Source organism: Tenacibaculum halocynthiae, assembly GCF_964512825.1.
In the GTDB taxonomy this organism is placed as follows: Bacteria; Bacteroidota; Bacteroidia; order Flavobacteriales; family Flavobacteriaceae; genus Polaribacter; species Polaribacter halocynthiae.
Window position 1 is genome coordinate 111,936 of the sequence record NZ_CAZELG010000028.1, and the last position, 26,384, is coordinate 138,319.

The following is a 26,384-nucleotide window of genomic DNA, read 5'->3' on the forward strand; positions in this document are numbered from 1 at the left end:
CTAAGGTTTTTTAAGTTTTAAGGAGTTTTCTTCATAGAGATTAAACTATTTTTGAAGCTAATTTGACTAAGAAATTAACACCATTTTCAATTGTAGAAATAGCAGTAGCCTTACTGTTGTTATTATCGGTAGCATTGCCTATTATTTTTAATACTTTTAATGCATTAGCATTAGAAATATTACTTTCTTGAATAAATGTATCTACTTCTGTAATATTTAAATTAGTTAAACTTGTTATTTGTGTATTGAATTCAGAGTCAGTTTGTGAGGCTGCTTCGTTCGCTATTTTATTCCAGTTAATTGTGCTCATAATATTATTTTAATAATTTTTCAATAGGAGTTAGTTTATTCAAAATAGTCGATGTTTTGTTTAAAAAATCATTCAAATTATCTTCTACTTTTGTTACGTCAATTTTGTTGCCAGTTAAATTATCTATAGCTAATAAAGCGTCTTTTTCTGTAGCATTTACTTTTGCAATAGAATTGATTAAATTTTGTAAAGAAGTTGATGCTTTACTATATGTTTTATAGTTATTGGTTAGTTTAGAAATAATTACTTTTTCTTGTGCATCTAATAAATTATTTAAAGAATCTTTTTTAGTTTCAATAACAGGTAAAATACTTTTTATAATGTTGCTTAATTCGTTTTTATAATTTACTGAATCTGGCAAAAGTTTTTTGTATTTATTAATTAATGTAGGAGTATATTTAGTTTCAATAAAATTACTTAACCGTGCTTTACGCTCACTAAAAAGTTGTTTTACTAAACTGATATTTAAATTATGCATACTATTTGCTTCGTCAATTACTTGTTTAGTTAGCGTAACGGTTGATTTAGGCACAGTTGCACATGCAGTAAGTAATAGGCAGGTAAAAGAAAGTTTTAAAATAGATAGTTTCATTTTTTAAGTTTTTTAATAAAAAAATAAGGGTAGATATCATAACTAAAAGTATAAAGAAAACTTTTAAAATTGAAGTAGTTCTTAGTTTGTATCTACCCAATTTCCCCTAAAATTTTTTATAAGTTTATTTAATGATTGGAGAGGTGAAAATTGATTTAATCCTATCAATTATTCCTTGTAAAACGCTGAAAATTGCATCAGATGAAAAGCCTCCAATTAAAGCTAAAATACTTTTACTAAAAAGATCAATGTTTTTTGGATCGGTGGAATAAAAAGAAATAATTTCTGACATAATTAATCCTGCGATTATTCCTAATGTTATTTGAGCTATATATGATATTGATTCTTCGGCAACAAGAGTTGTGTTTTTAATTGAGTCACTAACCTTTTTTAATAGAAAGAATAAGACTCCTAAACCAGATATTGATGAAAGAAAAGTTAAATTTAGTAGTAATGAAAAACCATTGTTATTCATTATTCCTTCATCAAGTGAGTGATTATTTACTTTAGGAGACAAGCCAGTAATAATGAAAAGAATTAAAAATAAAAGAGCTAGTAAAATTAAATTACGTACTAAAGGTAGTTTATTGAATATTGATTTTCCACTTTCTGATGAACGTAGTTTTTTTGTAAATTCTATAGATTTTGGCGTAGCTGGCGCTATATTTTTGGATAATAAATTATGAGCATTAATTAAATCATCAACGCTACTGTTTTGTATTAAATTATTTATTTGGGTATTAATTATTATGCCATTGTATATAGCATAAGATAGCATATTATTAATTTCTTTGCTTAATTCGCTAATAACTTTCGGAGAAATACCTTCAGTATTTTCTTTGGGTACTTTTTTTTGATCAGTTTTTACTGTAGTCATTTGAGTAGGTTAAACGTTAATATAAAAGTATAATTAATAGCTAGTTATAGCTGTAATTTTACCTTAAGTGATATAAAAACAATGGCAAGCGTAATTTTAAAGGTTATAAAAGATTGATTAACAAAAGGTGGATATCGTTTTATAGCAATAAAAATCAAATTGACTTTACAGGGATATTATTTTCATTTTTTGCCCCACTAATAAAACTACCTATACCATTCCAATTATTGTCAACTTCTAAGCAAGCAGTAAACTTTTCTAAATAACATCCTATAGTTAAAGGGGGGAGAGATACTAAATACTCACCAAATAAATGAACAACGTTATTATTTGTATAATAATTAGATGATTCTATCTTTCCTACAACATTAAGTTTAATACATTGTTTGTTTATTTCTTGCCTAATCTTTACTATACCTGAAACTATATTTTTAGAAGGGGATACCGTTAATGAAAAGTGTATAACAAAAGCTTTTGGATTGTTAACTTCACCAATGGTTCCTTTTATTTTATATGTTTTTACTATAGCTTTTCTTTTAATGAAGATGTCGTTAGAAGTATTCATAGCTTTAAAAAACATTTAGTTAGTTAATAATGTATTCTAAATATACTTTTTTTAGTTTTAATTAATAGGTTTAATGTTATGAACGTCAGTAAAATAAGTATGAGTGATAGAACCTTTGTTGTTTTTATTTAAAATAAATCTAATTAAACTTTGTATGTTTTGCTTAGTATTGTATTTTTGTCGTCAAATATTTATTAAAACTAAATCTAAATAAAGATGAAAAGGGTTATATTTTCAGCAGTAGCTATTTTTGCTATTATGTTTTCTTCATGTTCAAGTGATGAAGTAGTAACACCACCAGTAGAAGCTCCTGCAACTTATGTATTCAATAGGGGAGGGAATACGAGTGTTAGTTATTCGGGTCAAACAACTAGAATTAAAATGGCTGAAGAATTGGTTAGTGCATTAAAAGTATCAACTAATACAAAGGCTAAGTTAGATGGAATGTTTACACATGCAGCAGGAAATAATGATTTTACTGATGCAACTTTAAACACTTCTTCTAAAAATGTTAGGAGTAAAACTGCTGCTTCTGCTGATTATTTTGCGTCGAATACTACGGAGGCAAATGCTATTAAAGCTAAATTTGACGGTTATATTTCTAGTCAAGTATCTGAAGTATTCCCTAATTGGGCAACAAATGCAGTAGCAGGAACTGCCGGTAAAATTCAAGAAGCTGGAGGAGGATCTACTCGTTATGTTAATGCTAAAGGATTAGAATATAATCAAGCATTTGCTAAATCATTAATAGGTGCATTAATGGTAGATCAAATGTTGAATAATTATTTAAGTAAGAAAGTGTTAGATGAAGCTACTAATGTAGCTGATAATGATGCGGGAACTTTAGCTACAGGTAAAAATTATACTACCATGGAGCATAAGTGGGATGAAGCTTATGGATATTTATATGGTGCAGAAGTTGATGGTGCATCTCCAAAATTAGGTGCAGATAGCTTTTTAAACAAGTATTTAGCTAAAGTTGATGGAAATTCTAATTTTAAAGGTATTGCTAAAGAAATTTATGAAGCTTTTAAATTAGGAAGAGCTGCAATTGTTGCAAAAAATTATACATTAAGAGATCAACAAATAGTTATTATTAAGAAAGCTGTCTCTAAAGTAATTGCAGTTAGAGCTGTACATTATTTACAAGCAGGTAAAGCTACTTTAGCAACAGATAAAGCTTCAGCATTTCATGATTTATCTGAAGGTTACGGGTTTGTTCACTCTTTACGTTTCACTCAAGATACATCTGGAAAAGCTCATTTACCAGTAGCAGAAATAGAAGGCTTCTTAACAGCGTTACAAGCGGGCAATGGTTTTTGGACACTAACAACTAAAACGTTAGATGATATGTCTACTAGAATAGCTGCTGTTTATGGTTTTACTGTAGATCAAGCAAAATAATATTTAAGTCTCGTTAAATGATATTAAAAGTAGCTGTTTACTCAGCTACTTTTTTTATATATTTGCACTTATTTAGAATAAATAGAAATAATTATAATGAAGAAAGGTTTATTTATACTAGTGCTTACAATGTTGGGGGTAGCATGTAGTTCAAGTTCTGACAATCCAGATAATAAAACAGATGATACTTTTGATAGAAGCAAAATTTTAACGAATGTAGCTGATAACATTATTATACCTTCGTTTAAAGAATTTAAAAATAAAGTTGTTGATTTAAAAACTAAATCTTCTGCTTTTATAAACAGTCCTACTCAGTCAACTCTTGATAATTTGAGAACATCTTGGTACAATGCCTATAAATCATGGCAGTATGTAGCTATGTTTAATATTGGTAAAGCAGAAGAATTAGAGTTTGTTAATTTTATTAATATATATCCTGTTTCTAAAGCTGATATAGAAAGTAATATTACTAATGGAGGATATGATTTTACACATCCAAACAATCATGATGCACAAGGCTTTCCTGCATTAGATTTTTTATTACATGGAACAGGAGTTAATGATACTGAAATTTTAGAAAAATATACAACAAATTCTAAAGCTGCTAATTATAAAAAATATGTAACGGATGTAGTTCAAAAAATTAATGAAACTGCAGTTGCAGTAGTAAATGATTGGGAAGGAACTTATAGAGAAAAATTTGTTACAAGTACAGGGAACACAGCAACTAGTTCTTTAAACAAATTTGTAAATGATTATATCTTTTACTACGAAAAAAGATTACGAGCAGTTAAAATAGGTATTCCAGCTGGAAATTTTTCTTCAACTGTATTACCTGAAAAAGTTGAAGCTTTTTATAAAAAAACAATATCTAAAGAGTTAGCTTTAGAATCATTGTTTGCTGTGAAAGCTTTATTTAATGGTACTTACTTTAAATCAAGTACTGAAGGTAGTAGCTTTAAAGCGTATTTAAATGCACTAAATAAAAATGATTTGGCTACTAAAATTAACGCTCAATTTGATGCCGCTAAAGCTCAGATTAATACATTAAACTCAAATTTTAATCAACAAATAGCAGACGATAATACAAAAATGACAAAAGCTTATGATGAACTTCAAAAAGCTGTTGTATTATTAAAAGTTGATATGTTACAAGCTTTTAATGTAAATGTTGACTATGTTGATGCTGATGGTGATTAATAATTATTAATCATAATTGTTAAAAAAGAATAGCACCAGATAAGATATAGACAGTTTTTTGTCAACAAATGCTTTTAAAAAAATATTTATCAAAACAAACAAACATTGCTCCATTAATAGTATTTAGACTATTTTTTGGAGTAATGATGTTATTGAGTATAATTAGGTTTTGGTTAAATGGTTGGATTGAAAAATTGTATTTAGAACCAACATTTCATTTTTCGTATTACGGTTTTGAGTGGGTAAAACCTGTAGGTAATTTTACTTATGTTATTTTTTTTATTTGCGGTTTATCTGCTTTGTTTATTGCAATCGGATTTAAATACCGAATTTCTATTATTACTTTTTTTCTAAGCTTTACTTTTATTGAATTAATGGATAAGACAACATATCTTAATCATTATTATTTTATCAGTTTAATGAGCTTTTTATTATGTTTTTTACCTGCTAATAAATCTTTTTCATTAGATAGTTATCTAAAGAAAACAAGGTATGTAAATATACCTAAATGGACTGTAGATAGTATTAAGCTTTTGTTAGGAATAGTTTATTTTTATGCGGGGTTAGCAAAATTAAATTCTGACTGGTTATTAAGGGCCATGCCTTTAAAAATATGGCTGCCATCAAAATATGATTTGCCAATTATAGGTAATAATTTGATGCAACAGGAATGGTTTCATTACAGTATGAGTTGGTCAGGAGCAATATATGACTTAACAATACCTTTTTTATTATTAGCTAAGAAAACAAGAACATATGCATTTGTTTTAGTAGTTTTCTTTCATGTATTTACTAGGATTTTATTTCCTATTGGGATGTTTCCTTTTATAATGATAGTAGGTACATTAATCTTTTTTGATGATAGTTTTCATCAAAAAATTATAAATAAATTAAAAAAACTATTAAATAATAAAAAAACTATTTCCATTACTTCAATAACAAATTATAATTATTCAAAAATTAAGAAGAGTTTATTATTAGTTGGAGTAGGATTATTTTTAACTTTTCAAATAATATTGCCATGGAGATATTTATTATATCCAGGTGAGTTATTTTGGACAGAAGAGGGGTTTCGATTTTCATGGAGAGTAATGTTAATTGAAAAAGCTGGTTACTCAGTTTTTAAAATAGTAGATGGAGAATCAGGAAAGTTTTTTTATGTTGAAAATGATGATTTTTTAACTTCTTTTCAGGAAAAACAAATGAGTTTTCAGCCAGATTTTATTTTAGAATATGCACATTATTTAGGAAATCATTTTAAAAGTCAGGGGCATAAAAATGTAGAAGTATATGTAGACAGTTATGTAGCTTTAAATGGAAGAATGAGTCAATTATACATAGATCCAAAGACAGATCTAATGAAACAAAAAGAGAGTTTTAAACATAAAAAGTGGATTATACCTTTTAATCATGAAATTAAAATTAAAGGATTATAGATTATTAGTATTGTTATTGATGATTTCTTCATCTGTTTTTTCTCAATTTAAAGTAACAGGAATTGTTACTTCTGAAGAGAATAAACCTTTAAATAAGGTTGAAATATTTAATAGTAATGGAGGAGTATTAGCAAAATCGGGAATTGATGGAAGTTATTCTTTTGAAACTGATAAAAGCCAATTGAATATTGTATTTTATGTAGATAATTATCAATTATTAGAAAAAACAGTTTCTTTTTCTCAAAAAGAAACTATACTTAACATTACTTTAAATTCTTTTACTGAAGAATTATCTGAGATAGTAATTCAGGCACAAAAAAGAAAAGTTTTTGAGTTATCTAGATTAAAAGATGTTGTTAAAACAGCTATTTATGCAGGAAAAAAAACAGAAGTTGTATTATTAAATCAGTCTACAGTAAACTTAGCGTCAAATAATGCAAGACAGATATATAGTCAAGTAGCTGGATTAAATATTTTTGAAAATGATGATGCAGGGTTACAATTAAATATTGGGGGAAGAGGTTTAGACCCGAATAGAACATCTAACTTTAATACACGACAAAATGGATATGATATTAGTGCAGATGTACTAGGATATCCTGAAAGTTATTATTCTCCGCCAGCAGAAGCAATTGAACAAATTCAAATAGTAAGGGGAGCAGCTTCATTACAATACGGAACGCAGTTTGGAGGATTGGTGAATTTTGTACTAAAAAAGCCAAACGCGAATAAATCATTAGAAATTTTAACTAGGAATACTATTGGAAGTAATAGCCTTTTTACAAATTTTACAAGCATAAATGGAACAAAAAATAAATGGAGTTATTTAGCCTATTATAATTACAAGCAAGGTGATGGTTTTAGACCAAATTCAAAGTTCGATTCTAAAAATGCGTTTTTTCACCTAGGTTATGAAGTAAATGATAAAACAAATTTAGAGTTTGAGGTAACATATCTTAATTATTTAGCACAGCAAGCAGGAGGGTTAACAGATATTATGTTTAATGAAAATCCTTATCAAAGCAATAGAGCTAGAAACTGGTTTAAAATTGATTGGTTTTTGTACAATTTTAAATTGTCTCATGAATTTTCTGAAAAAACTACTTTTACTTTTAATTTCTTTGGTTTAGATGCTACAAGAAAAGCTTTAGGGTTTAGAACCAATAGGGTAAATCAAGTAGATCCTGGAGATGAAAGAGATTTAATAGAAGGCGACTTTAAAAATTTTGGTTTTGAAGCAAGATTGTTAAGTAGCTACAATATTTTTAATAGAGAAGCTACTTTTTTAGTAGGAACTAAGTTTTATAAGGCTAATAATACTTCTATTCAAGGTCCAGGTACGAAAGGTACCGATGCAAACTTTAGTTCAGCTTTGGGCCAATATCCAAATTATGGCAATCAATCTAATTACCTTAATCCTAATTTAAATATAGCTGTTTTTGGTGAAAACATATTTTATATCAATGATAAAATTTCTGTTACACCTGGTATACGATTTGAGTATATCAAAACAGAAAGTGAAGGGTATTTTAAAAAAATAAATACAGATGGAGCTGGTAATGTAATATTGAATGAAACTATTACTAGTAATAATAATAATACAAGGTCATTTTTATTATTAGGACTTGGATTAAGTTATAAAGCATCAAAAAGTTTTGAACTTTACGGAAATATATCACAAAATTATCGTTCGGTTACTTTTTCAGATTTAAATATTGTTAATCCATCATTTAGAATTGGTAATTTAGATGATGAAAAAGGTTACACTACTGATATTGGGGTTAGAGGAAATATAAATAAGTATATTTCTTATGATTTCGGTGCTTTTGGGCTGTTTTATAACGACAGAATAGGTTTAGTATCTAAAGGTTTAGCAGATGGAAGAGTTATTCAAGAAAGAGGAAACGTAGGGGATGCTAGAATATTAGGTGTTGAAAGTTTATTTGATTTTGATTTAAGAAGAATTTTAAAAATACAAAATGATTATAGTTTTAGTTATTTTATTAATGCTTCATTTATAAAATCAAAGTATACAAGATCTGAAGTTCCAGGTGTCATAAATAATCAAGTAGAATTTGTTCCAGATTTAAATTTAAAGACGGGACTTAAATTTGGTTATCAAAATTTTTCGTCAAATATTCAATATACCTATTTATCTAAGCAATTTACTGATGCTTCTAACTCTGTAACCCCAAGTTTAAGTGGTGTTAATGGAATTATACCAAGTTACAATGTACTGGATTTTTCAACTTCTTATAAATATAAAATGTTTAAGCTAGAAGCAGGAGTTAATAATATGCTTGATGAAAAATATTTTACTAGAAGATCTACTGGTTATCCTGGTCCTGGTATTATACCATCAGCCCCTAGAAGTTATTATGTTACCTTAGAAATTAAAATATAATATTATTTAAAGTTAAATAAATACTCTTTTTAAGAGATTAATACCCGAAATAGAATGAAAAAAATAATAAGTGTTTTTGTTATAGCGTTACTAGTGTTAAGTTGCAAAAAAGAAGCTAAAAAAGAAGAGAAAAAGCAACAAGAAGTAAATGTATATACACACCGTCATTATAAGGCAGATCAAGAATTATTTGCTCAATTTGAAAAAGAATCAGGTATAAAAGTAAATGTTGTCAATGCAAAAGCAGATGAATTAATTCAAAAAATGACAATTGAAGGAGAGCAATCTCCAGCTGATGTTTTAATAACTGTTGATGCTGGTCGTTTAGTAAGAGCTAAAGATAAAGGATTGTTACAATCAGCTACTTCTGAATTTTTGAACAATACAATACCTTCACATTTAAAAGATGTTGATAACAATTGGTTTGCATTAACAAAAAGAGCTAGAGTTATGGTATATAATCCTGAAAAAGTAAAAGAAAATGAGTTATCTTCTTATGAAGATTTAACTAATGAAAAATGGAATAAAAGAGTATTAATACGTTCTTCAGGAAATATATATAATCAATCATTATTAGCTTCAATTATAGCTAATTTAGGAGAAGAAAAAGCTGAAACATGGGCAAAGGGCATTGTAGCTAACATGGCACGTTCACCAAAAGGAAATGATCGTGATCAGGTAAAGGCTGTTGTTGCAGGTGAAGGTGATGTAGCAATTGTTAATACTTATTATATAGGGAAATTATTAAATTCAAAAGATCCAGAGGAAGTAAAAGCTGGGAAAGGAATTAAAATATTTTTTCCAAATCAAGAAGGAAGAGGAACTCATATTAATGTAAGTGGTGCTGGTGTAGCTAAATATGCTCCTAATAAAGAAAACGCAATAAAGTTTATTGAGTTTTTGGCAAGTGAAAAAGCACAAAAAGTTTTTGCTAAGACTAATTATGAGTATCCTGTAAATACAAAAATTGCACCGTCTGATTTATTAGCTTCTTGGGGTACGTTTAAAGAAGATGGTTTATCATTAACTCAGTTAGGAAAAAATAATAAGAAAGCTGTTTTAACTTTTGATAGGGCTGGCTGGAAATAAAGAAATATATTTGTAGTTTTTATACAAATAGTAAGTGAAAATTAGATTTCAAAACATAAAGAGAGATACAAATAAATGGTCAATATTATTATTGACCATTGTTTTGTTTGTGGCAATTCCCATTGGTACAATCTTTTTTAATTTATTTTATGGGCCAGGTGATACTTGGAATCATTTAGTAGTAACTCTTTTACCAAATTATATTGGTAATTCTTTAGTTCTTATTATTGGTACCAGTATTTTAACCTTAGTATTTGGGATATCATCAGCTTGGATAGTTTCTAGATATGAAATACCATTAAAAAAACAGCTAGAGTGGTTGTTAATTTTACCTTTAGCTATACCTTCATATATAACAGCATATGCATATGCTGGGATTTTTGATTATGGAGGTGTTATTGATAAGTTATTACCAGTGAAGTTTGATATAATGAATCAATTTGGACTAATATTTGTTTTAAGCGCATCATTATATCCTTATGTTTATGTAGCATCAAGAGCATTCTTTATAAACCAATCAAACAATATAATTGAAGCCTCTAAAATTTTAGGAGGTAGTGAAAGAAGAACATTCTTTAAACTTATTTTACCATTAGCTCGTCCAGCATTTGTAGGCGGATTAATTTTAGTATTAATGGAAGTGTTAAATGATTATGGTGCGGCTAAATATTATGGAGTAAACACATTTACAACAGGTATTTTTCGAGCTTGGTTTTCTTTAGAAGAGCCAGAAACGGCTATTTATTTGTCTGCTATTTTAGTTGCTATTATATTTATTTTAATTGTTATAGAAAAAAGACAACGTAAACGAATAGGGTACTTTAATTCTTCTAAAAATCATCAAAATTTAAAAAAGCATCCTATTAATAAACGAATTAAAACATTGTTTTTTACAATTGTATTAATTCCAGTTTTATGTGGTTTTATTTTTCCTGTTTCACAATTAATTTACTGGGCTATTTTAACATATAAAGAAGTATTTACAACCGATTTTTTGCATGTAGCCTTTCAAAGTTTTACTCTTTCTTTAGTGTCAGCTTTTTTTGCAATTATTTTTGCTTTAGCTTTAATTTTTATGGCTAAATGGAATAAGTTATCTATAATTAACGCTATAACTAAAATAGGAACACTTGGTTATGCAATACCAGGAGCTGTAATTGCTGTAGGCGTTTTAATTCCTACTTTGTCATTAGATAAATGGTTAATAACTTTTTTTAAAAATAGTTTTGATTTAAAAATAGGATTCATAATAAATGGAACAATTATAGCATTAGTATATGCGTATGTGGTAAGATACATAGCCGTAGCATATAACCCAATTGAAGCTACTTCACTTAAAATGGGTAAATCTATATCTGAAGCTTCAAAAATGTTAGGAAAAAGTAATTTAAGAACTTTTATCAAAATTGAATTACCTTTATTGAAACCAGCCATTTTAAGTGGATTTATCTTAGTTTTTGTTGATGTAATGAAAGAATTACCCTTAACCTTAATACTAAAGCCTTATCAAATTAATACACTAGCCGTAAAAGCATATGAATATGCAAGTGATGAGTTAGTAGCCGAAGCTTCATTACCTTCATTATTTATTGTATTAACAGGTGTATTACCAATTATATTTTTAAACAGATTAATATCTAAAGCAAAATAATGAATACTAAAATTTTAGAAATAAATAAATTAAGTAAATCATTTAACAATGGTAAAGTTATAGCTTTAAATAACATTACATACTCTTTAGAAAAAGGAAAGATAGTATCTATAGTAGGAGAGAGTGGAAGTGGAAAAACAACATTAATACGATTAATATCGGGACTTGAAGTTTTAAATAACGGAGAGATAAAGCTAAATCAAAAAGTAGTTTCATCTAAATCAATATTTATTGAACCTGAGAAACGTAATGTAGGAATGGTATTTCAAGATTATGCTCTTTTTCCTCATTTAACAGTTTTTCAAAATGTTGTGTATGGAATATCAAAGAAATCAGATAAAAAAGAAATAGTTTCTGAAGTTTTATCGTTGGTAGGTTTAGAAGGTATGAATACTAGGTACCCTCATGAACTTTCGGGAGGGCAGCAACAGAGAGTTGCTTTAGCAAGAGCATTAGCACCGAAACCAGAATTGTTAATTTTAGACGAGCCTTTTAGTAATTTAGATGTGGTATTAAGAAATCAATTAAGAAAAGATTTACATCAAATATTAAAAAAGACGAATTGTACAGCAATCTTTGTAACTCATGATATAAAAGATGCAATAGCTATTTCTGATGAAATTATTGTACTACAAAAAGGAAAAGTACTAGAGCAGGGGAATACAAAAGATGTTTTTAAAGAGTCAACAAATGAATATGTAAGGTTACTACTAGATTCAATATAAAAACAAAAAGCGGATATTTAATATATCCGCTTTTTGTTTTTAATCTCCATCATTATCAGTTCCTGTAATAATAATAGATAGTATACTACGCACATCAGTGTGAAATAGTACAAGTAATTCTTTCAAACTAACGTGAAGCTTTTTAATATTAGTTTTATCTGTATTTACAGCTTCTTTTAATGGTTTTTTTATTGATTTTATAGTTTCTTTTATAGTCTTAATTTTATTTTTAATTTGATTGTTTAAATCATCATTTTTTGTAATCGATTTAATATAAGTAGACACTGAAGTTATTTTATCAGAAAATAGTATTTCTTCTACTGAAGTTATATTGTTGTATATTAAATTTAAAGAATTTCCAGTGTAAAAGTTTTCTACTATCTCAGGGTTTGTATGTAAAGATTTTTCAAGCCCACCAGGTTTACCAACTTTAGTAACTTTACAGTTATCTATAACATTGTACATACCATTATATAGTAAATTAAAAGAGCTTAATAATCCTTTTTCATTATTACTTTTAAAGCTTTCAGCATAATTATTCCCAGTAGAAGACCAAATAGAAGATACTTGTATTATATTGTTATGAAACTCATTTGTAATGAGTTTTAAATATCTAACTCTATTTATGTTTGCGCTATATTCCTTTAATAAATCAGTAGTATTCTGTTTTTTAAATACTAAATAATTTAAACCAGGTAAGTTTTTAGCAGCGCTTCCTAAATTTAAAATAGAAGACTTTGTAAAAGTACCTTCACTAATATTCTTTTCGATTGAAATATTATAAACAGGCCAAAAATTAATTTTACGATTCATAAAATTACTTTTTGCTTGTCCAATGTTAAAAACATACATTTTAGCATAAAACTCAGTAATATTTGTTAGTTTACTTCTAACATTTAATAAGTTATTTGTAGTTTGATCTTTTGAGAATTGCTCTACAGAATTTTTTAAAGCTATAGATTTTTCAAGTATTGTATTTAAATTAGGTAAAATAATTTGATCAGTGACTGAAGTAACAATTTCATGTTTATAATCAGGTGTTACTGTGTTGTCATTTGAGCACGATACATAAAAAAATGATATAATTGCAAGTAATAAAATTGCTTTTTTCATAAATATAATATTAAAGAGATTCAACAAAGTTTAAGAGTTCTTCTCTTTGTTGTTTTGATAATTTTTTAAATTCATTTTTTGATTTTTCAGCTTCACCACCATGCCACAAAATAGCTTCTTCAATATTCCTAGCTCTTCCATCATGTAATAAAAATGTGTGTTTATTTACGGTATTTATAAGTCCAATACCCCATAATGGCTGTGTTCTCCATTCTTTTCCATTTGCTAAAAAATCAGGCCTATTATCAGCCAATCCTTCTCCCATATCATGTAATAAAAAATCAGAATATGGTTTAATATTTTTATTTTCTAATAAAGGGTTAAAACTATAGCTATCAGTTTTAAAGTTAGTAGAATGACAACTAATACATTTTAAGTTATTAAATGTAGCTTTTCCGTTTAATACATTTTGTTCTTTATAATTTCGCCTTTTAGGAACAGCTAAAGAAGTTTGATATAATAAAACTCTATCCATTTGTTTTTCTGTAACTTCAGGATTTCCACCATTTGGAGCATCGTAACAATCTTTTTGAGGGGATGGACAAGGGTTATTGTTAAAAATAGAAGTTGTTAAACCTAGATCACCAAAAAAAGCTCCAGCAATTTGTTGTTTTAAAGAAGGTTGATTTGCTTTCCACCCAAATTTTCCTAATGATGTTTTATTTTCAATGGCATTCCAAACATAATTTGCCTTACCGGAAATACCATCTTTGTTAGTATCAAATTCATCTTCATTTTTTAATATTTCATTATCAGGCAGTGCATCTATTAATCCTAACCCAATTGTTTGTTGGCCAATTCTAGGGGAAATTAATACACCGGTTAATGATCCAAAATTTTCATTTATAATTGAATAGCTCGGTTTTCGTAATTGATATTTAGTTCCATCGGGATATGTTTCTTCGATATAAGTATATGTAACATTAATATCAGCCTCTTTTTTAATATTTAAATTTGCATGATTTTGTAATTGATCTCCATAATTAGGAACAGCTAAAGGTCCTCCATGAGGATTTCTTCCAGGGATACTTAAACGAATTAAAAAACCTTTTGATCCTATATTAGAGGGCTCAAACGGTTTCCCTCTACCATCTTTAAAGTGACAACTAGCACATGCTCTGGAGTTAAAAGTTGGACCTAAACCGTCTAAACCAGTTGTTGACGCTGGTGCAGAAACCCATGATTGATTAAATAATGAATTACCAGAAGCAAAACGAATTTTATCAGTTCTATTTAATCCGGGTATTTCTTTTCCAAAAGAATTATTATTTGTTGTAGCAACACTTAAGTTATCAGTTAAATTTTCTTCTCCTTGTTCATATTGATTTACTGGTAGATATTCATTAGATAAATTATCTTTAGAACATGATGAAAAGAAGAATCCTATACAGAAAATGCAAAGCAATTTGATTCTTATATTCTTCTTTACTCTTATGTATTTCATTTTTTAAATATGACTTTATAATTTAATATGAATTAAAATAAAGAAGAAAAAGACCTAAGTTAATAGACCTTTTTCTTTTTGATTATTAAAAAGATGTTTATTGAACTGGAGCTCCTATTTTAACAGCTACTTCACTAATATTTCCTCCAAGATCTTTTAAAGATTGACCTGCAGCAACAATAGTTCCTGGATTAGAAGTAGATTCTTCTAATAGCAATAAATCAAAAGGTTTTTTATTGTTAGCTTTCGTATCAATATCATTAATTTTTGACATCATTTGATCTGTAGCATCTTTAAACTTTTTTGCGATTGTGTTATCTTGTTGATTAATTAAATCATAAACAGATGCACCTGAAATAGTTCCGTATTTTCCAAAAAGAACATTAATAATCCCTTGGGCATTTGTAACTACATCTCTATGTGTATTGTCAGAAAAACAAGAATGTTCATCTTCTTGTCCAGATTGATCTATTCCGTCTGTTAAATCAACAGGTTTTAGCATTCTCTCTTCTGATAATTCTTCATTTGCTAAAAAGAAAGGGCCAGAAATAATATTTTTTAATGCATCTTTTTCAGATAAAGCCATAAATACTTTGTAGTATTCACCTCCTGTTGCCCATGTATCAACTAATTTTTTTAAATCCTTAACTAAAATTGAAGTAACTACATTTAAGTATGTTTTTCTTCTCTCTTTTTTAGAATCAGTAGTGTAATCTGTTACAGATCTTTGTCCTGCTTTTAGGTCTTTAGGGTTTGTTTCATCTTGTCCCCATAAAAGAAATTCGATAGCGTGCCATCCTGTAGAAATTGATTTATCATTTTCTTTTTCATTTTTACCAATTAAAAAAGCTTCTGTAATAGCATCAGTTCCTGCAATAACACCACCACTATAAGCTGTGTATCCAGCATATGCATCAGAACTAGCAGTTACATAATCAATATACCCTTCATCCAAAGGCCAAGCATTCATTTGACCTTCATTATTTATTACCCATGTTTCGCTACCTTCAGAATCAACAGGTCCATTTGATCCTCTAAACACTTCAGTTTGACCATAAATATCTCTAGCTTCTAACCATTCTTTTTTTGAATTATCAAAACCAGCTTGTGAAGGATTACTTGTAAATGCATTAATTGTACTTTGCATTTTAACGGCAGCATTATAACTGTCTAAGTAATTTTGGTGAACTAGTTTTGCATAATTTGCAATCACTTCTTTTACTGTTACTTTATTTTGTGGAAGTTCGTCGTTTTCTGAGGAACATGATTTTAGAGCTATAGCTGCTAATATTAGTAGAGATGCTTTTAATATAACCTTCATTTTATTTAGATTTAATATAATTAAGCAACAAAGGAATAAACTTTTTTAAACTTTACAAAGTTTATTTAGATTTAATTTAAATAATTATCAAAGAAACTTAACATAAACTTAAATTATAGTTTAAGAATAATTATAGTATATTTGCACGTAATTAATTTTTAACAACTAAACGCTCTTTTTAAAGAGTAAAATTGATTACATTTATGGATGCTCACCAGTCAAAAATTGTAGGAGAAGGTTTAACATATGATGATGTTTTATTAGTTCCTGCATATTCAGAAATTCTTCCAAGAGAAGTTTCAATTCAAACAAAATTTACTAAAAATATAACAATAAACGTTCCTATTGTATCTGCTGCAATGGATACAGTAACTGAGTCTGCAATGGCAATAGCAATTGCAAGAGAGGGTGGTATTGGAGTATTACATAAGAATATGACTATTGAGCAACAAGCTCAGGAGGTAAGAAAAGTAAAAAGAGCTGAGAGTGGGATGATTATTGACCCTGTAACTTTATCTCTAGAAGCTACAGTATCAGATGCTAAAAGATTAATGAAAGAGCATAGGATAGGAGGTATACCAGTAATAGATAATAATGGCACTCTTAAAGGAATCGTAACCAATAGAGATTTACGTTTCGAACATAAAAATAATAGGCCAATTGTAGAAGTAATGACTTTTGAAAATTTAGTTACTGCTAATGTTGGTACATCGTTAAAAGATGCTGAGAAAATTCTCCAACAAAATAAGATTGAAAAATTATTAATTGTAGATGAAAATTATAAGCTTACTGGTTTAATTACTTTTAGAGATATAACTAAAGTAACTCAAAAGCCAATAGCTAACAAAGATACTTTTGGACGTTTACGTGTAGCAGCTGCATTAGGAGTTACAGCTGATGTTGTAGATAGAGCAGAAGCTTTAGTTAAAGCAGGTGTTGATGCTGTTATTATAGATACAGCCCACGGACATACAAAAACTGTTGTAGCTGCATTAAAATCGGTTAAAGAAAAGTTTCCAGAATTAGATGTAGTAGTAGGTAATGTAGCTACTGCTGAAGCAGCAAAATATTTGGTTGATGCTGGTGCAGATGCTGTTAAAGTTGGTATAGGACCAGGTTCTATTTGTACAACACGTGTAGTTGCAGGTGTTGGTTTTCCACAGTTTTCAGCAGTATTAGAAGTTGCTGCGGCTATAAAAGGTTCTGGAATACCAGTAATTGCTGATGGTGGTATTCGTTATACAGGTGATATTCCAAAGGCAATTGCTGCTGGTGCAGATTGTGTAATGTTAGGATCTTTATTAGCAGGAACTAAGGAATCACCAGGAGAGACAATTATATATGAAGGACGTAAATTTAAGTCTTATAGAGGAATGGGATCAGTAGAAGCAATGAAAAAAGGTTCGAAAGATCGTTACTTTCAAGATGTTGAAGATGATATTAAAAAATTAGTACCTGAAGGTATTGTTGGGCGTGTACCATACAAAGGTGAGTTATTTGAAAGTATTCATCAATTTATAGGAGGTTTACGTGCAGGAATGGGTTATTGTGGTTCTAAGGATATTGAAACACTTAAAAACACGGGTAAGTTTGTTAGAATTACTGCATCTGGAATTAATGAAAGCCATCCACATGATGTAGCTATTACTAAAGAGGCTCCTAATTATAGTAGAAGATAATAAAATCTATATAAAAATTACTAAACCGTTGAGTATTTTAAATATTCAACGGTTTTTTGTTTAGTTAAAGGTAAATGTAAATAACTATTGCTAACTTTACTTTTTATTTAAAGAAAGAAATGAAAAAAGTACTTATTATAAATGGACCCAATTTAAATTTATTGGGAAAGAGAGAACCTACTATTTATGGAGATAACTCTTTTGACGAGTTTTACCAAAGTTTACAAAAAAAATTTACATCTTTAAATTTGAGCTATTACCAATCAAATATTGAAGGTGAACTTATCAATAAGTTACATGAAGTAGGTTTTGATTATGATGGAGTAATTTTAAATGCTGCTGCTTATACTCATACATCTGTAGCAATAGCTGATGCTATTAAAGCAATAAATACTCCAGTAATTGAAGTGCATATTTCTAATGTTTATTCAAGGGAAGAGTATAGACATAAAAGTTATTTAGCTCCTAATGTTAAAGGAATAATTACAGGTTTTGGTTTACAAAGTTATGAGTTAGCTATTCAAAGTTTTTTGTAAACTTTAATAAATAAGTATATCTAATTAGAAGTAGAATAAAAAAGCTTAGTAATTCAATAGGAAAAAGTTGAATTCTAAATATCCATATAATTGGAATTAATACGAGTAAAATTAGTAATAGTAAAATGTATTTAGAAATCCACCTTGGTGGATTTTTTCTATTTATAAGAAAAGAAATTATAATGTTAGGAGCAAAAGCCCAAAGAATATTAAAATTATTAGGAGCTGTTGAATGATTAGTGAAAAACCACAAGAAAATAATTAAGATTCCAAAAATGCCAGTTGTAAAAAAAATTAAAAAGTCTAACCATTTTGATCGTGAGTTATTTTTAAAATCTTTAATGGTTATAATTAAACCAATAAGGAACAGTATAAAAAAGATTATAAAAGGGCTAATAGCATCTGATTTTAACTTTTTCTCAGGGTAATTTAAAAGGTTTTTAGTGGTAATAACAAGGTCTTCCTCTTTTCCGTTTTTAATAACTTTTGAGCAGGCTAAAGATTTAAAAACGTAGTCAGGTAAGTATAAATATTCTTTTGAAGTAGCTATTTTATCTAGTTTACTGCCTAAGGCAATATTAATACCCAAACTTCCCCATGTATTTGTATGTATTTCATTATTCATGAGTTGTCTAATAGAGGAATTTTCAATAACAAAATCATCTTTAAAAATTACATTATCTCCTAACACATTTTTAATAATATCTGCTGGTTTTGTTGAACAATTATTAAAAAAAGGATCATAAAAATAACTAGCATTGCTTGGAAGAGCATTATTTTCTAAATAGCTAAAAAAACTATTTTTTTGTTTATTAGTAAGGTTTAAAATTTGCTCTTTTGCCCATCTTTGATCTTCATTATAGCCTCTTAAAGAAGGAGGGAAGGAATAGCGAACTAATTTATATTTCATGTAGCCTTTTGTAAAGTTTACATAAAAATTACTTTCAGTTAAATCAAAAAAACCGTAATTATAAATTAAATCTAATTGTAAAACAGGATCTTGTACTCTAATAGCAGTATGACCAAATTTTTCATACAGGGCATAACCTGGACCATAAGTTAGCACACTTACTTCAGCGTAAGCAGAAAGTTTAATGCCTTGTTGAGCATTTGAAAAATTAAAAACAAATAAAACAAAAAATAGAATAAGGTATTTTTTAAGCATAGTTATTGTCTAAAAAAACTGTAATCAAACTTAATAGAAAAAATATTAGAATATAAAGCATTACCAATACTACCAATATTTGTTAAAGCATAATCAATTTGAATGCCTTTGTAATTAAAACCAACACCCAAATTAGGCTGAATTGCTGTGGATTTACTTCCGTCAAATTCAGTAGTATTTTGAATGTTTCCAATACCTAAACGTAAGAACACCATTTTTTCATAATCTAATTGTAATCCCAAAGAAGGGTCTATACTAACAAAATCAGAAGCAATGATATCATTTGTTTTAGTAAACCTCATGTTTAAATCAATTTCAGCAAGTAAGCTAAAAAAACGATTAATAGAAAAACTTTTAGCAATACCTAATTGAGCTTTTGGTTTTGTTATTTCTGTAGTTTCTGGTAATTCTTGGTTTTTTCCTGGAATAGCATTTTTAATTTTTTCAAATTCTGTTTTATTAATAGCCCAAGTGTTAAAAGTTGTGGTAATATCTCGAACCATTAAACCAAATTTCCAATTATTTCTTTCAAATTGAACTCCTGCATCAAAACCAAACCCCCAAGAAGTTGCAAAATCACCAATAACCCTACGTACAATTTTAGCATTTATACCAAGTTGAAAACCATCTAATATCATTTTTCTCGCATAACCAATATTAAAAGCATAATCAGCAGCAGAAAAAAGACTTATTCTATTATAATCAATATTTCCTTGATTATCAATTAATTCTGTTGTGTTTAAAATGTCATCTACACCAAAACGAATTATAGCTATACCTAAAGCACTCCTTTGATCTATAGGCATTGCAAAACCAGCAAAGTTATAATTTGCAATTCCAGCAAAATAGGAAGCATGCATTAAGGAGCCTTGATAATCTTCAACAGCTACTAATCCAGCTGGATTCCAATAAATAGAATTGACATCATTAGTAGATGCTACTACAGATTTACTCATACCTAAAGCGCCAGCATCTACACCAATACTTAAAAATTCATTTGAATAATTTCTGAATTGAGCTTGTAATGTACTTGTAAATAGTACAATAAAAAATAAAAAACGTGTTTTCAATATTTAAGGTTGAATGATATACAAATATCTAAAATACTAAGAACATAACTATCATTTTTAATAGATATTGTTTTTAACATATTTAACTTACTTAAAACCTAAGTTAAAATAACTTTTTCATTGATAAAATCAATAATTTTTTGTTCTAACCAATAATTATGTGAATTAGAAAAAGAAGATAAAAAACCAACATGACCTCCATAGTTTGGAGTTAATAAATAAAAATTAGTAGAATTTTCAGCTTCACTATAAGGGTAACACTCTTTTGTTAAAAAACTATCATCTAATGAGTTTATTAATAGTGTGGTGTGTTTTATGTTAGGTATATAAGGTTTAGAGCTTGCTTTTTTCCAATAATCTTCTGAACTTTCAAATCCAAAAACAGGAACTGTATATTGCTTCTCAATATGTCTAAAACGAGTTGCTTTGAATAATAATTTTTTATCAAGCTTAAAATCAGGAAATTTTTCAGATTTTTTAAGGAGTTTTAATTTCATAGTTCTCAAAAACTCTGTTAAATATATTTTATTTTTAAATTTAGCAAGTTCAGCTTGAGAAGCTGTTAAATCAATAGGAACTGAAATAGCAATTCCTCCTTTTATTTGTTCAGGTATAGCATCATATTCACCTAAATATTTTAAAGCTAAATTTCCGCCTAAACTAAATCCAATAATAAGAATATTTTTGTATTGATATTCTTGGCATAAATAATTTATAATAAAATCTACATCATCAGTTTTACCACTATGGTAAGTTCCTAATAATAAGTTATCTTCACCACTACATCCTCTTAAATTCATGCAAACAGTATCATATCCATTTTTATTAAGTTGTTTAGAAGTAGTGATCATATAGTTTGAATTGGAGCTGCCTTCTAAACCATGAATTAATAAAACAAGAGTATCTGAACCAATACATGAAAAATCTAAATCTATAAAGTCATTATCCCATGTTATAACCCTTTTTCTTTCATAACTAATAGTATCTCTCATGAATAATGGACGATAAATTGTATTAAAATGAGGATTTCTAAAAGGTAAATTTGGTGTAAAGTTAGTTGTGATTTTTGGCATTTGATTTTATTGATTAGCTATTTTTAACAAATATGACAAAAAACAATGAAAAAGTAAAACTGATAAAATGATTTCTTATTTTCGCCTTTAAATTCTATATACTATGAATATTAAAAAACAGATACCTAATTTAATTACTTTAGGAAATTTATTATGTGGAACAATTGCTACAATTTTTGCAGTTAAAGGAGATTTTGTAGGTACAGCAGTTTTAGTAATTATTGGTATTGGGTTAGATTTTTTTGATGGATTTGCTGCTAGGTTATTAAAAGTACAAGGAGAGTTGGGGAAGCAGTTAGATTCCTTGGCAGATATGGTAACAAGTGGAGTAGTACCAGGTATAGTAATGTTACAGTTATTAGTAAATGCAATAGATATTGATGCAGTTGGGTATTTTGGTATTGATGAATATGGAAGGTCTGGAAGTAATTTACCTTATTTAGGTTTATTATTAACATTAGGTGCTGGATATCGTTTAGCTAAATTTAATATTGATGAACGTCAATCCGATAGTTTTATAGGTTTACCAACTCCAGCAATGAGTTTATTCGTTATTTCATTACCACTTATACTTGAATATTCAGGATATTCATTTTTTAATAATATTGTTCAAAATAAATATTTTTTAATAGTTATAACAGTATTACTAACTTTTGTTATGAATACTGAATTACCTTTGTTTTCTTTAAAGTTTAAAACTTTTTCTTTTAAAGAGAATATAGTTAAGTATTTATTTTTAATAGCCTCACTAATACTACTTGTTGCTTTGAAATTTGTAGCTATTCCTATAATTATTTTATTATACATCGTAGTTTCATTACTTCCTTAATAAATAAGTAATGAACACAATAGAAGAATGTCAAAATAAGGATGAAATAGAAAAAATTATTTCTGAAATAAATCATTATAATGATAGTCAAACTGAACGTGTATTACCTGATGTTTGGATTCCTATTGAGTTAATAGCAAAAAATAATAAAAGAGAAATTGTTGGAGGTGTTATAGGTGGGGTTGGTTATTATGCTGGTTTTATGATAAAAATACTTTGGGTTGATGAAAGTGAACGGAAAAAAGGTTTAGGAGGAAAACTTTTAAAACAAGCTGAAGAAATTGCTATAGAGAAAGGGGCAAAGCTAGCGATATTAGAAACATTTTCATTTCAAGCAGAAGGGTTTTATTTAAAACAAGGCTACGAAAATTTCGGTAAAATTGAAAATTTCCCTAAAAAAGGTCAGAACTTTCTATTTTTAAAAAAAGCTTTATGATTTTTATTACAAGAATGTTTTTGATTTTCTTTTTTTCATTCTTAGCAATGTTTTTATATAAAAAGATAGTAGTTTTTAAAAAAGTGAGCTTATTAACCAATAACGAAATTAATGAAGGAGAAAATGAAAAGATAAGTAATAGAGAATCAATTATAATTAATAAACTAAGTTACTCTTTTTTTCTTTTTTCGGGAATTATTGTATTGGGAACTTTAGGTTTAGTTACTGGGAATTTATTAAAATTATTAATTTTAAATTTATCAGTATATTTTAGAGTTATACTTTATGTGTTATTTTATATGCTTCTTATTCGTATCCCTTTTGGAATGGTAAATAGAATGAATAAAGAAGTAATCAAAAACTTAGAAAAAACATTTTTTTCATTACTCGTAATAAGTAGTTTTGTTTTGTCTATTGTGTTTGTAAATAGGGTTTTAGTGATTTAAAACTTCTTTTTCTTTAATTCAAAATCTTTACCTAAATATACTCTACGAACAGTTTCATCTTCTGCTAATTCTTCAGGTGTTCCTTCTTTAAGTATACCTCCATTAAACATTAAGTATGTTCTATCTGTGATAGCTAAAGTAGCTTGAACATCATGATCAGTAATTAAAATACCGATATTTTTATTTTTTAATTGAGCTACAATTCCTTGGATATCCTCTACAGCAATAGGATCAACACCAGCAAAAGGCTCGTCTAATAGTATGAATTTAGGGTCAGAAGCTAAACAACGAGCAATTTCGGTTCTCCTGCGTTCACCTCCTGAAAGTAAATCTCCTCTATTTTTGCGAACATGACCTAAACTAAATTCCTCGATTAGTTCTTCTAAACGTGCTTTTCTTTGCTCTTTATTTCTATCTGTAAATTCTAAAACAGACATAATATTATCTTCTACAGAAAGTTTTCTAAAAACTGAAGCTTCTTGTGCTAAATAACCAATTCCTTTTTGAGAGCGCTTATACATAGCATCTTCGGTAATTTCTTCATCATCTAAGAAAATAGCTCCACCATTAGGCTTTATCATTCCAACAATCATATAGAAAGAAGTAGTTTTCCCAGCTCCATTTGGACCTAATAATCCTATAATTTCCCCTTGTTCTACTTCTAAAGAAATTCCTTTTACAACTTTTCTACTACCGTAAAGCTTTTGTATGTTATCTGCTTTTAATTTCATTTGTGAGTTTAAAAGTTCAATGTTTTAATTTCTTAAAAGTATATAAAAGATATTACTAGCATCATTAAAACATTGTTAAATTGTTTAATTACTTTCTAATACTTCCCAGTACTCGTATGCTTTACGTAAATGTGGAATAACAATGGTACCTCCAACTAAAGTAGCAATACTTAATGTTTCCATTACTTCTTCTTTAGTAACACCACTTTTATGTGCTGTTTCTAAGTGGTAAGCTATACAATCATCACAACGTAAAACTGCAGAAGCAACTAAACCAAGTAATTCTTTAGTTTTTACAGGTAAATGACCTTCTTTAAAAGCGTTAGTATCTAAATTAAAAATACGTTTAATTATTTTATTATCATTGGATAATATTTTTTCGTTCATTTTAGAACGGTATTCATTAAACTCTTGGACTTTTTGAGACATTTTTTTGTTGTTTTTTTATTACATATTTTGAAACATAAATACTTACTTCGTATAGAATCATAATTGGCACTGATACTATCACTTGACTAGCAACATCAGGAGGTGTAATAATAGCTGATAAAATTAATACTACTACTAATGCATGTTTACGGTATTTACGTAAAAATTGAGGCGTTATAAGTCCTATTTTTGATAAGAAAAAAATTACAACCGGTAATTCGAAAAATACAGCTACCCCCAGTAACGTATTTGTAATTAAACTAATATAGGCTCCTAATTTAAAATTCTTAACAATAGAATCTCCAATGGAAAAGTTATAAAAGAAAAAAACTGACATAGGTAAAATTACATAATAACTAAATAGTACACCTAAAAAGAATAATAGTGAAGAAGTAAAAATAAACCCTCGAGACTTTTTTCTTTCTGTACTGTGTAAACCAGGTGCTATAAAACGCCAAAACTCCCACAAAACATAAGGAAAAGCAATAACAAAACCTAGAATTAATGAAGACCATATACCTGTCATTAATTCTTCAGTTGGATTAAGTACTTGTAGTTCTTGAGCAAACTCTATGTTACAAAAACTACTATCTATTCCAATAGCAGAAAAAATTTTACAAAAAAATTGATATGTTGTAAAATCAGGTTTTAAATGGGCTAATAAGAATTCATTAAAAATGAAATTAATATTAACAAATATTACGATTGCTAAAATAAATATTGCAGCAAAACTTCTAACTAAATGCCATCTTAATTCTTCAAGATGGTCTAAAAAAGACATTTCTTTGGTAGCCATTGTTAAAATATTCCTTCTTTTATTAAATCATGTAAATGTACAACACCAACATACTTATTTGAATCATCAATAGCTAATATTTGTGTAATACTATTGTTTTCAAGTGCATCTAATGCATCAATAGCCATAGCATCTATGTGTATTGTTTTTGGGTTTTTACTCATTATATCATTAGCAATTAGCTCATTAATTTTAGTAGTCTTAGCAAGCATACGCCTAATATCTCCATCAGTAATAATTCCAACGATAGAACCATTTTTATCAACTACTGCTGTTACACCTAATCTTTTTTCTGATATTTCAATAATAACCCTTGTTAAAGGGTCAGAAATATTCACTTTAGGTAATTCGTTATTTTTAACAAGGTCAGAAACACGTAAGTATAAGCGTTTACCTAAAGCACCGCCTGGGTGATATTTAGCAAAATCACTACTAGTAAATCCTCTTAACTCAAGCAAACAAACAGCTAAAGCATCTCCCAACACCAATTGGGCGGTAGTACTAGAGGTTGGAGCTAAATTATTAGGACACACTTCTTTTTCAACATAAGAATTTAACAAAAAGTCTGCACTTTTTCCTAGAAAAGAGTCTGGATTTCCTGTTATTGCTATTATTTTATTATTAGAATTTTTTATTAAAGGTACTAACACTTTTATTTCAGGAGTATTTCCGCTTTTAGAAATACAAATAACTGTATCATTTTGTTGAACATTTCCTAAATCACCATGTATAGCATCAGCTGCATGCATAAAAACAGCAGGAGTTCCAGTTGAATTTAAGGTGGCAACAATTTTAGAAGCTATGTTAGCACTTTTACCAATACCAGTAACAATTACACGTCCTTTAGAATTTAGTATAAAGTTTACAGCATTTATAAACGAGTTATTTAATAAATTTGCTAAATTAGCAATAGCATTACTTTGAGAAAGTAATGTTTCTTTAGCAATTGAAAGGATATCGCTTGAGTTTTTCAAGTTTAATAGTTTAAGTATAATTTAAAAGTGTAAAAATAGAAATATTTTAGGTACAAAATCTTTTAATAAAAAGAAAGTTTATATCTTTT

General features: G+C 28.0%; 26 protein-coding genes. 12 read left to right on the forward strand and 14 right to left on the reverse strand.

Annotated elements, in window-relative coordinates; genetic code table 11:
* Nucleotides 1-40 precede the first annotated feature (40 nt).
* From ACKTTQ_RS09755 to ACKTTQ_RS09770, 4 genes are all read right to left on the reverse strand, one after another.
* Nucleotides 41-310, reverse strand: a complete 270-nt coding sequence (locus ACKTTQ_RS09755) for a hypothetical protein (RefSeq protein WP_408049085.1) — start codon at nt 308-310, stop codon at nt 41-43.
* A 4-nt stretch (nt 311-314) separates the two neighbouring features.
* Complete coding sequence (locus ACKTTQ_RS09760) at nt 315-902, reverse strand: hypothetical protein (protein ID WP_408049086.1); 588 nt, start codon at nt 900-902, stop codon at nt 315-317.
* A gap of 124 nt (nt 903-1,026) precedes the next feature.
* Nucleotides 1,027-1,779: a hypothetical protein gene (locus ACKTTQ_RS09765; protein WP_093871313.1), complete on the reverse strand. Its 753-nt coding sequence runs from the start codon at nt 1,777-1,779 to the stop codon at nt 1,027-1,029.
* Between the two features lie 154 nt (nt 1,780-1,933).
* The gene (locus tag ACKTTQ_RS09770; RefSeq protein WP_408049087.1) at nt 1,934-2,344 is read right to left on the reverse strand and encodes a DUF1842 domain-containing protein; all 411 of its coding nucleotides are present in this window, start codon (nt 2,342-2,344) and stop codon (nt 1,934-1,936) included.
* Nucleotides 2,345-2,560: 216 nt separating this feature from the next.
* Here ACKTTQ_RS09770 and ACKTTQ_RS09775 point away from each other — a divergent pair, with 216 nt between their 5' ends.
* From ACKTTQ_RS09775 to ACKTTQ_RS09805, 7 genes are all read left to right on the forward strand, one after another.
* Entirely contained in the window at nt 2,561-3,748 is a 1,188-nt protein-coding gene (locus tag ACKTTQ_RS09775; protein ID WP_113787234.1) for a DUF4856 domain-containing protein, read from the forward strand.
* Between the two features lie 96 nt (nt 3,749-3,844).
* Nucleotides 3,845-4,948, forward strand: a complete 1,104-nt coding sequence (locus ACKTTQ_RS09780; protein ID WP_408049088.1) for an imelysin family protein — start codon at nt 3,845-3,847, stop codon at nt 4,946-4,948.
* 68 nt (nt 4,949-5,016) lie between these two features.
* Complete coding sequence (locus ACKTTQ_RS09785; RefSeq protein ID WP_408049089.1) at nt 5,017-6,384, forward strand: HTTM domain-containing protein; 1,368 nt, start codon at nt 5,017-5,019, stop codon at nt 6,382-6,384.
* Nucleotides 6,359-8,788, forward strand: coding sequence for a TonB-dependent receptor family protein (locus ACKTTQ_RS09790; RefSeq protein WP_408049090.1), 2,430 nt, complete (start codon nt 6,359-6,361; stop codon nt 8,786-8,788). Before ACKTTQ_RS09785 ends, ACKTTQ_RS09790 begins: the two co-directional genes overlap by 26 nt.
* 54 nt (nt 8,789-8,842) lie before the next feature.
* The gene (locus ACKTTQ_RS09795; RefSeq protein WP_408049091.1) at nt 8,843-9,877 is read left to right on the forward strand and encodes a Fe(3+) ABC transporter substrate-binding protein; all 1,035 of its coding nucleotides are present in this window, start codon (nt 8,843-8,845) and stop codon (nt 9,875-9,877) included.
* Nucleotides 9,878-9,911: 34 nt separating this feature from the next.
* Nucleotides 9,912-11,528, forward strand: a complete 1,617-nt coding sequence (locus ACKTTQ_RS09800) for an ABC transporter permease (protein WP_408049092.1) — start codon at nt 9,912-9,914, stop codon at nt 11,526-11,528.
* The gene (locus ACKTTQ_RS09805; RefSeq protein ID WP_408049093.1) at nt 11,528-12,253 is read left to right on the forward strand and encodes an ABC transporter ATP-binding protein; all 726 of its coding nucleotides are present in this window, start codon (nt 11,528-11,530) and stop codon (nt 12,251-12,253) included. The genes ACKTTQ_RS09800 and ACKTTQ_RS09805 overlap by 1 nt, the downstream gene beginning before the upstream one ends.
* A 39-nt stretch (nt 12,254-12,292) precedes the next feature.
* Here ACKTTQ_RS09805 and ACKTTQ_RS09810 read toward each other — a convergent pair whose 3' ends face one another.
* The 3 genes from ACKTTQ_RS09810 to ACKTTQ_RS09820 form a co-directional block, all read right to left on the reverse strand.
* Complete coding sequence (locus tag ACKTTQ_RS09810) at nt 12,293-13,366, reverse strand: imelysin family protein (protein WP_408049094.1); 1,074 nt, start codon at nt 13,364-13,366, stop codon at nt 12,293-12,295.
* A 10-nt stretch (nt 13,367-13,376) separates the two neighbouring features.
* Complete coding sequence (locus tag ACKTTQ_RS09815) at nt 13,377-14,810, reverse strand: di-heme oxidoreductase family protein (RefSeq protein ID WP_408049095.1); 1,434 nt, start codon at nt 14,808-14,810, stop codon at nt 13,377-13,379.
* 97 nt (nt 14,811-14,907) lie between these two features.
* Nucleotides 14,908-16,131 carry an imelysin family protein gene (locus ACKTTQ_RS09820; RefSeq protein ID WP_408049096.1) on the reverse strand — a complete coding sequence of 408 codons (1,224 nt, stop codon included), beginning with the start codon at nt 16,129-16,131 and terminating at the stop codon, nt 14,908-14,910.
* 203 nt (nt 16,132-16,334) lie between these two features.
* Here ACKTTQ_RS09820 and guaB point away from each other — a divergent pair, with 203 nt between their 5' ends.
* Complete coding sequence (guaB, locus tag ACKTTQ_RS09825; protein WP_093871301.1) at nt 16,335-17,810, forward strand: IMP dehydrogenase; 1,476 nt, start codon at nt 16,335-16,337, stop codon at nt 17,808-17,810.
* A 119-nt stretch (nt 17,811-17,929) separates the two neighbouring features.
* A complete protein-coding gene (gene aroQ / locus ACKTTQ_RS09830) occupies nt 17,930-18,346 on the forward strand; it encodes a type II 3-dehydroquinate dehydratase (protein ID WP_408049097.1) in 417 nt (138 codons plus the stop codon).
* Here the strand turns inward: aroQ and ACKTTQ_RS09835 are convergent.
* The 3 genes from ACKTTQ_RS09835 to ACKTTQ_RS09845 form a co-directional block, all read right to left on the reverse strand.
* Nucleotides 18,327-19,511, reverse strand: coding sequence for a lipoprotein N-acyltransferase Lnb domain-containing protein (locus ACKTTQ_RS09835; protein ID WP_408049098.1), 1,185 nt, complete (start codon nt 19,509-19,511; stop codon nt 18,327-18,329). The two genes, aroQ and ACKTTQ_RS09835, sit on opposite strands and share 20 nt — an antisense overlap.
* 2 nt (nt 19,512-19,513) lie before the next feature.
* Nucleotides 19,514-20,581 carry a putative type IX sorting system protein PorV2 gene (locus tag ACKTTQ_RS09840; RefSeq protein WP_143032799.1) on the reverse strand — a complete coding sequence of 356 codons (1,068 nt, stop codon included), beginning with the start codon at nt 20,579-20,581 and terminating at the stop codon, nt 19,514-19,516.
* A gap of 98 nt (nt 20,582-20,679) precedes the next feature.
* The gene (locus ACKTTQ_RS09845; RefSeq protein ID WP_093871297.1) at nt 20,680-21,654 is read right to left on the reverse strand and encodes a YheT family hydrolase; all 975 of its coding nucleotides are present in this window, start codon (nt 21,652-21,654) and stop codon (nt 20,680-20,682) included.
* Nucleotides 21,655-21,757: 103 nt separating this feature from the next.
* On the opposite strand from ACKTTQ_RS09845, the gene ACKTTQ_RS09850 reads away from it, so the two are divergent.
* Genes ACKTTQ_RS09850 through ACKTTQ_RS09860 form a run of 3 tightly spaced genes read left to right on the forward strand, consistent with a single transcriptional unit; the run spans nt 21,758 to nt 23,365 of the window.
* Complete coding sequence (locus tag ACKTTQ_RS09850) at nt 21,758-22,483, forward strand: CDP-alcohol phosphatidyltransferase family protein (RefSeq protein WP_408049099.1); 726 nt, start codon at nt 21,758-21,760, stop codon at nt 22,481-22,483.
* Between the two features lie 10 nt (nt 22,484-22,493).
* Complete coding sequence (locus ACKTTQ_RS09855) at nt 22,494-22,919, forward strand: GNAT family N-acetyltransferase (RefSeq protein WP_113787223.1); 426 nt, start codon at nt 22,494-22,496, stop codon at nt 22,917-22,919.
* Nucleotides 22,916-23,365 carry a hypothetical protein gene (locus ACKTTQ_RS09860; protein WP_408049100.1) on the forward strand — a complete coding sequence of 150 codons (450 nt, stop codon included), beginning with the start codon at nt 22,916-22,918 and terminating at the stop codon, nt 23,363-23,365. Before ACKTTQ_RS09855 ends, ACKTTQ_RS09860 begins: the two co-directional genes overlap by 4 nt.
* On the opposite strand, the gene lptB is transcribed toward ACKTTQ_RS09860, so the two are convergent.
* The 4 genes from lptB to ACKTTQ_RS09880 form a co-directional block, all read right to left on the reverse strand.
* The gene (gene lptB, locus ACKTTQ_RS09865; RefSeq protein WP_093871294.1) at nt 23,362-24,096 is read right to left on the reverse strand and encodes an LPS export ABC transporter ATP-binding protein; all 735 of its coding nucleotides are present in this window, start codon (nt 24,094-24,096) and stop codon (nt 23,362-23,364) included. The two genes, ACKTTQ_RS09860 and lptB, sit on opposite strands and share 4 nt — an antisense overlap.
* An 84-nt stretch (nt 24,097-24,180) precedes the next feature.
* A complete protein-coding gene (locus ACKTTQ_RS09870; protein ID WP_093871293.1) occupies nt 24,181-24,525 on the reverse strand; it encodes a carboxymuconolactone decarboxylase family protein in 345 nt (114 codons plus the stop codon).
* Complete coding sequence (gene tatC, locus ACKTTQ_RS09875; RefSeq protein ID WP_093871292.1) at nt 24,500-25,321, reverse strand: twin-arginine translocase subunit TatC; 822 nt, start codon at nt 25,319-25,321, stop codon at nt 24,500-24,502. Before tatC ends, ACKTTQ_RS09870 begins: the two co-directional genes overlap by 26 nt.
* A gap of 2 nt (nt 25,322-25,323) precedes the next feature.
* Nucleotides 25,324-26,295, reverse strand: coding sequence for a KpsF/GutQ family sugar-phosphate isomerase (locus tag ACKTTQ_RS09880; protein ID WP_299134122.1), 972 nt, complete (start codon nt 26,293-26,295; stop codon nt 25,324-25,326).
* Nucleotides 26,296-26,384 lie beyond the last annotated feature (89 nt).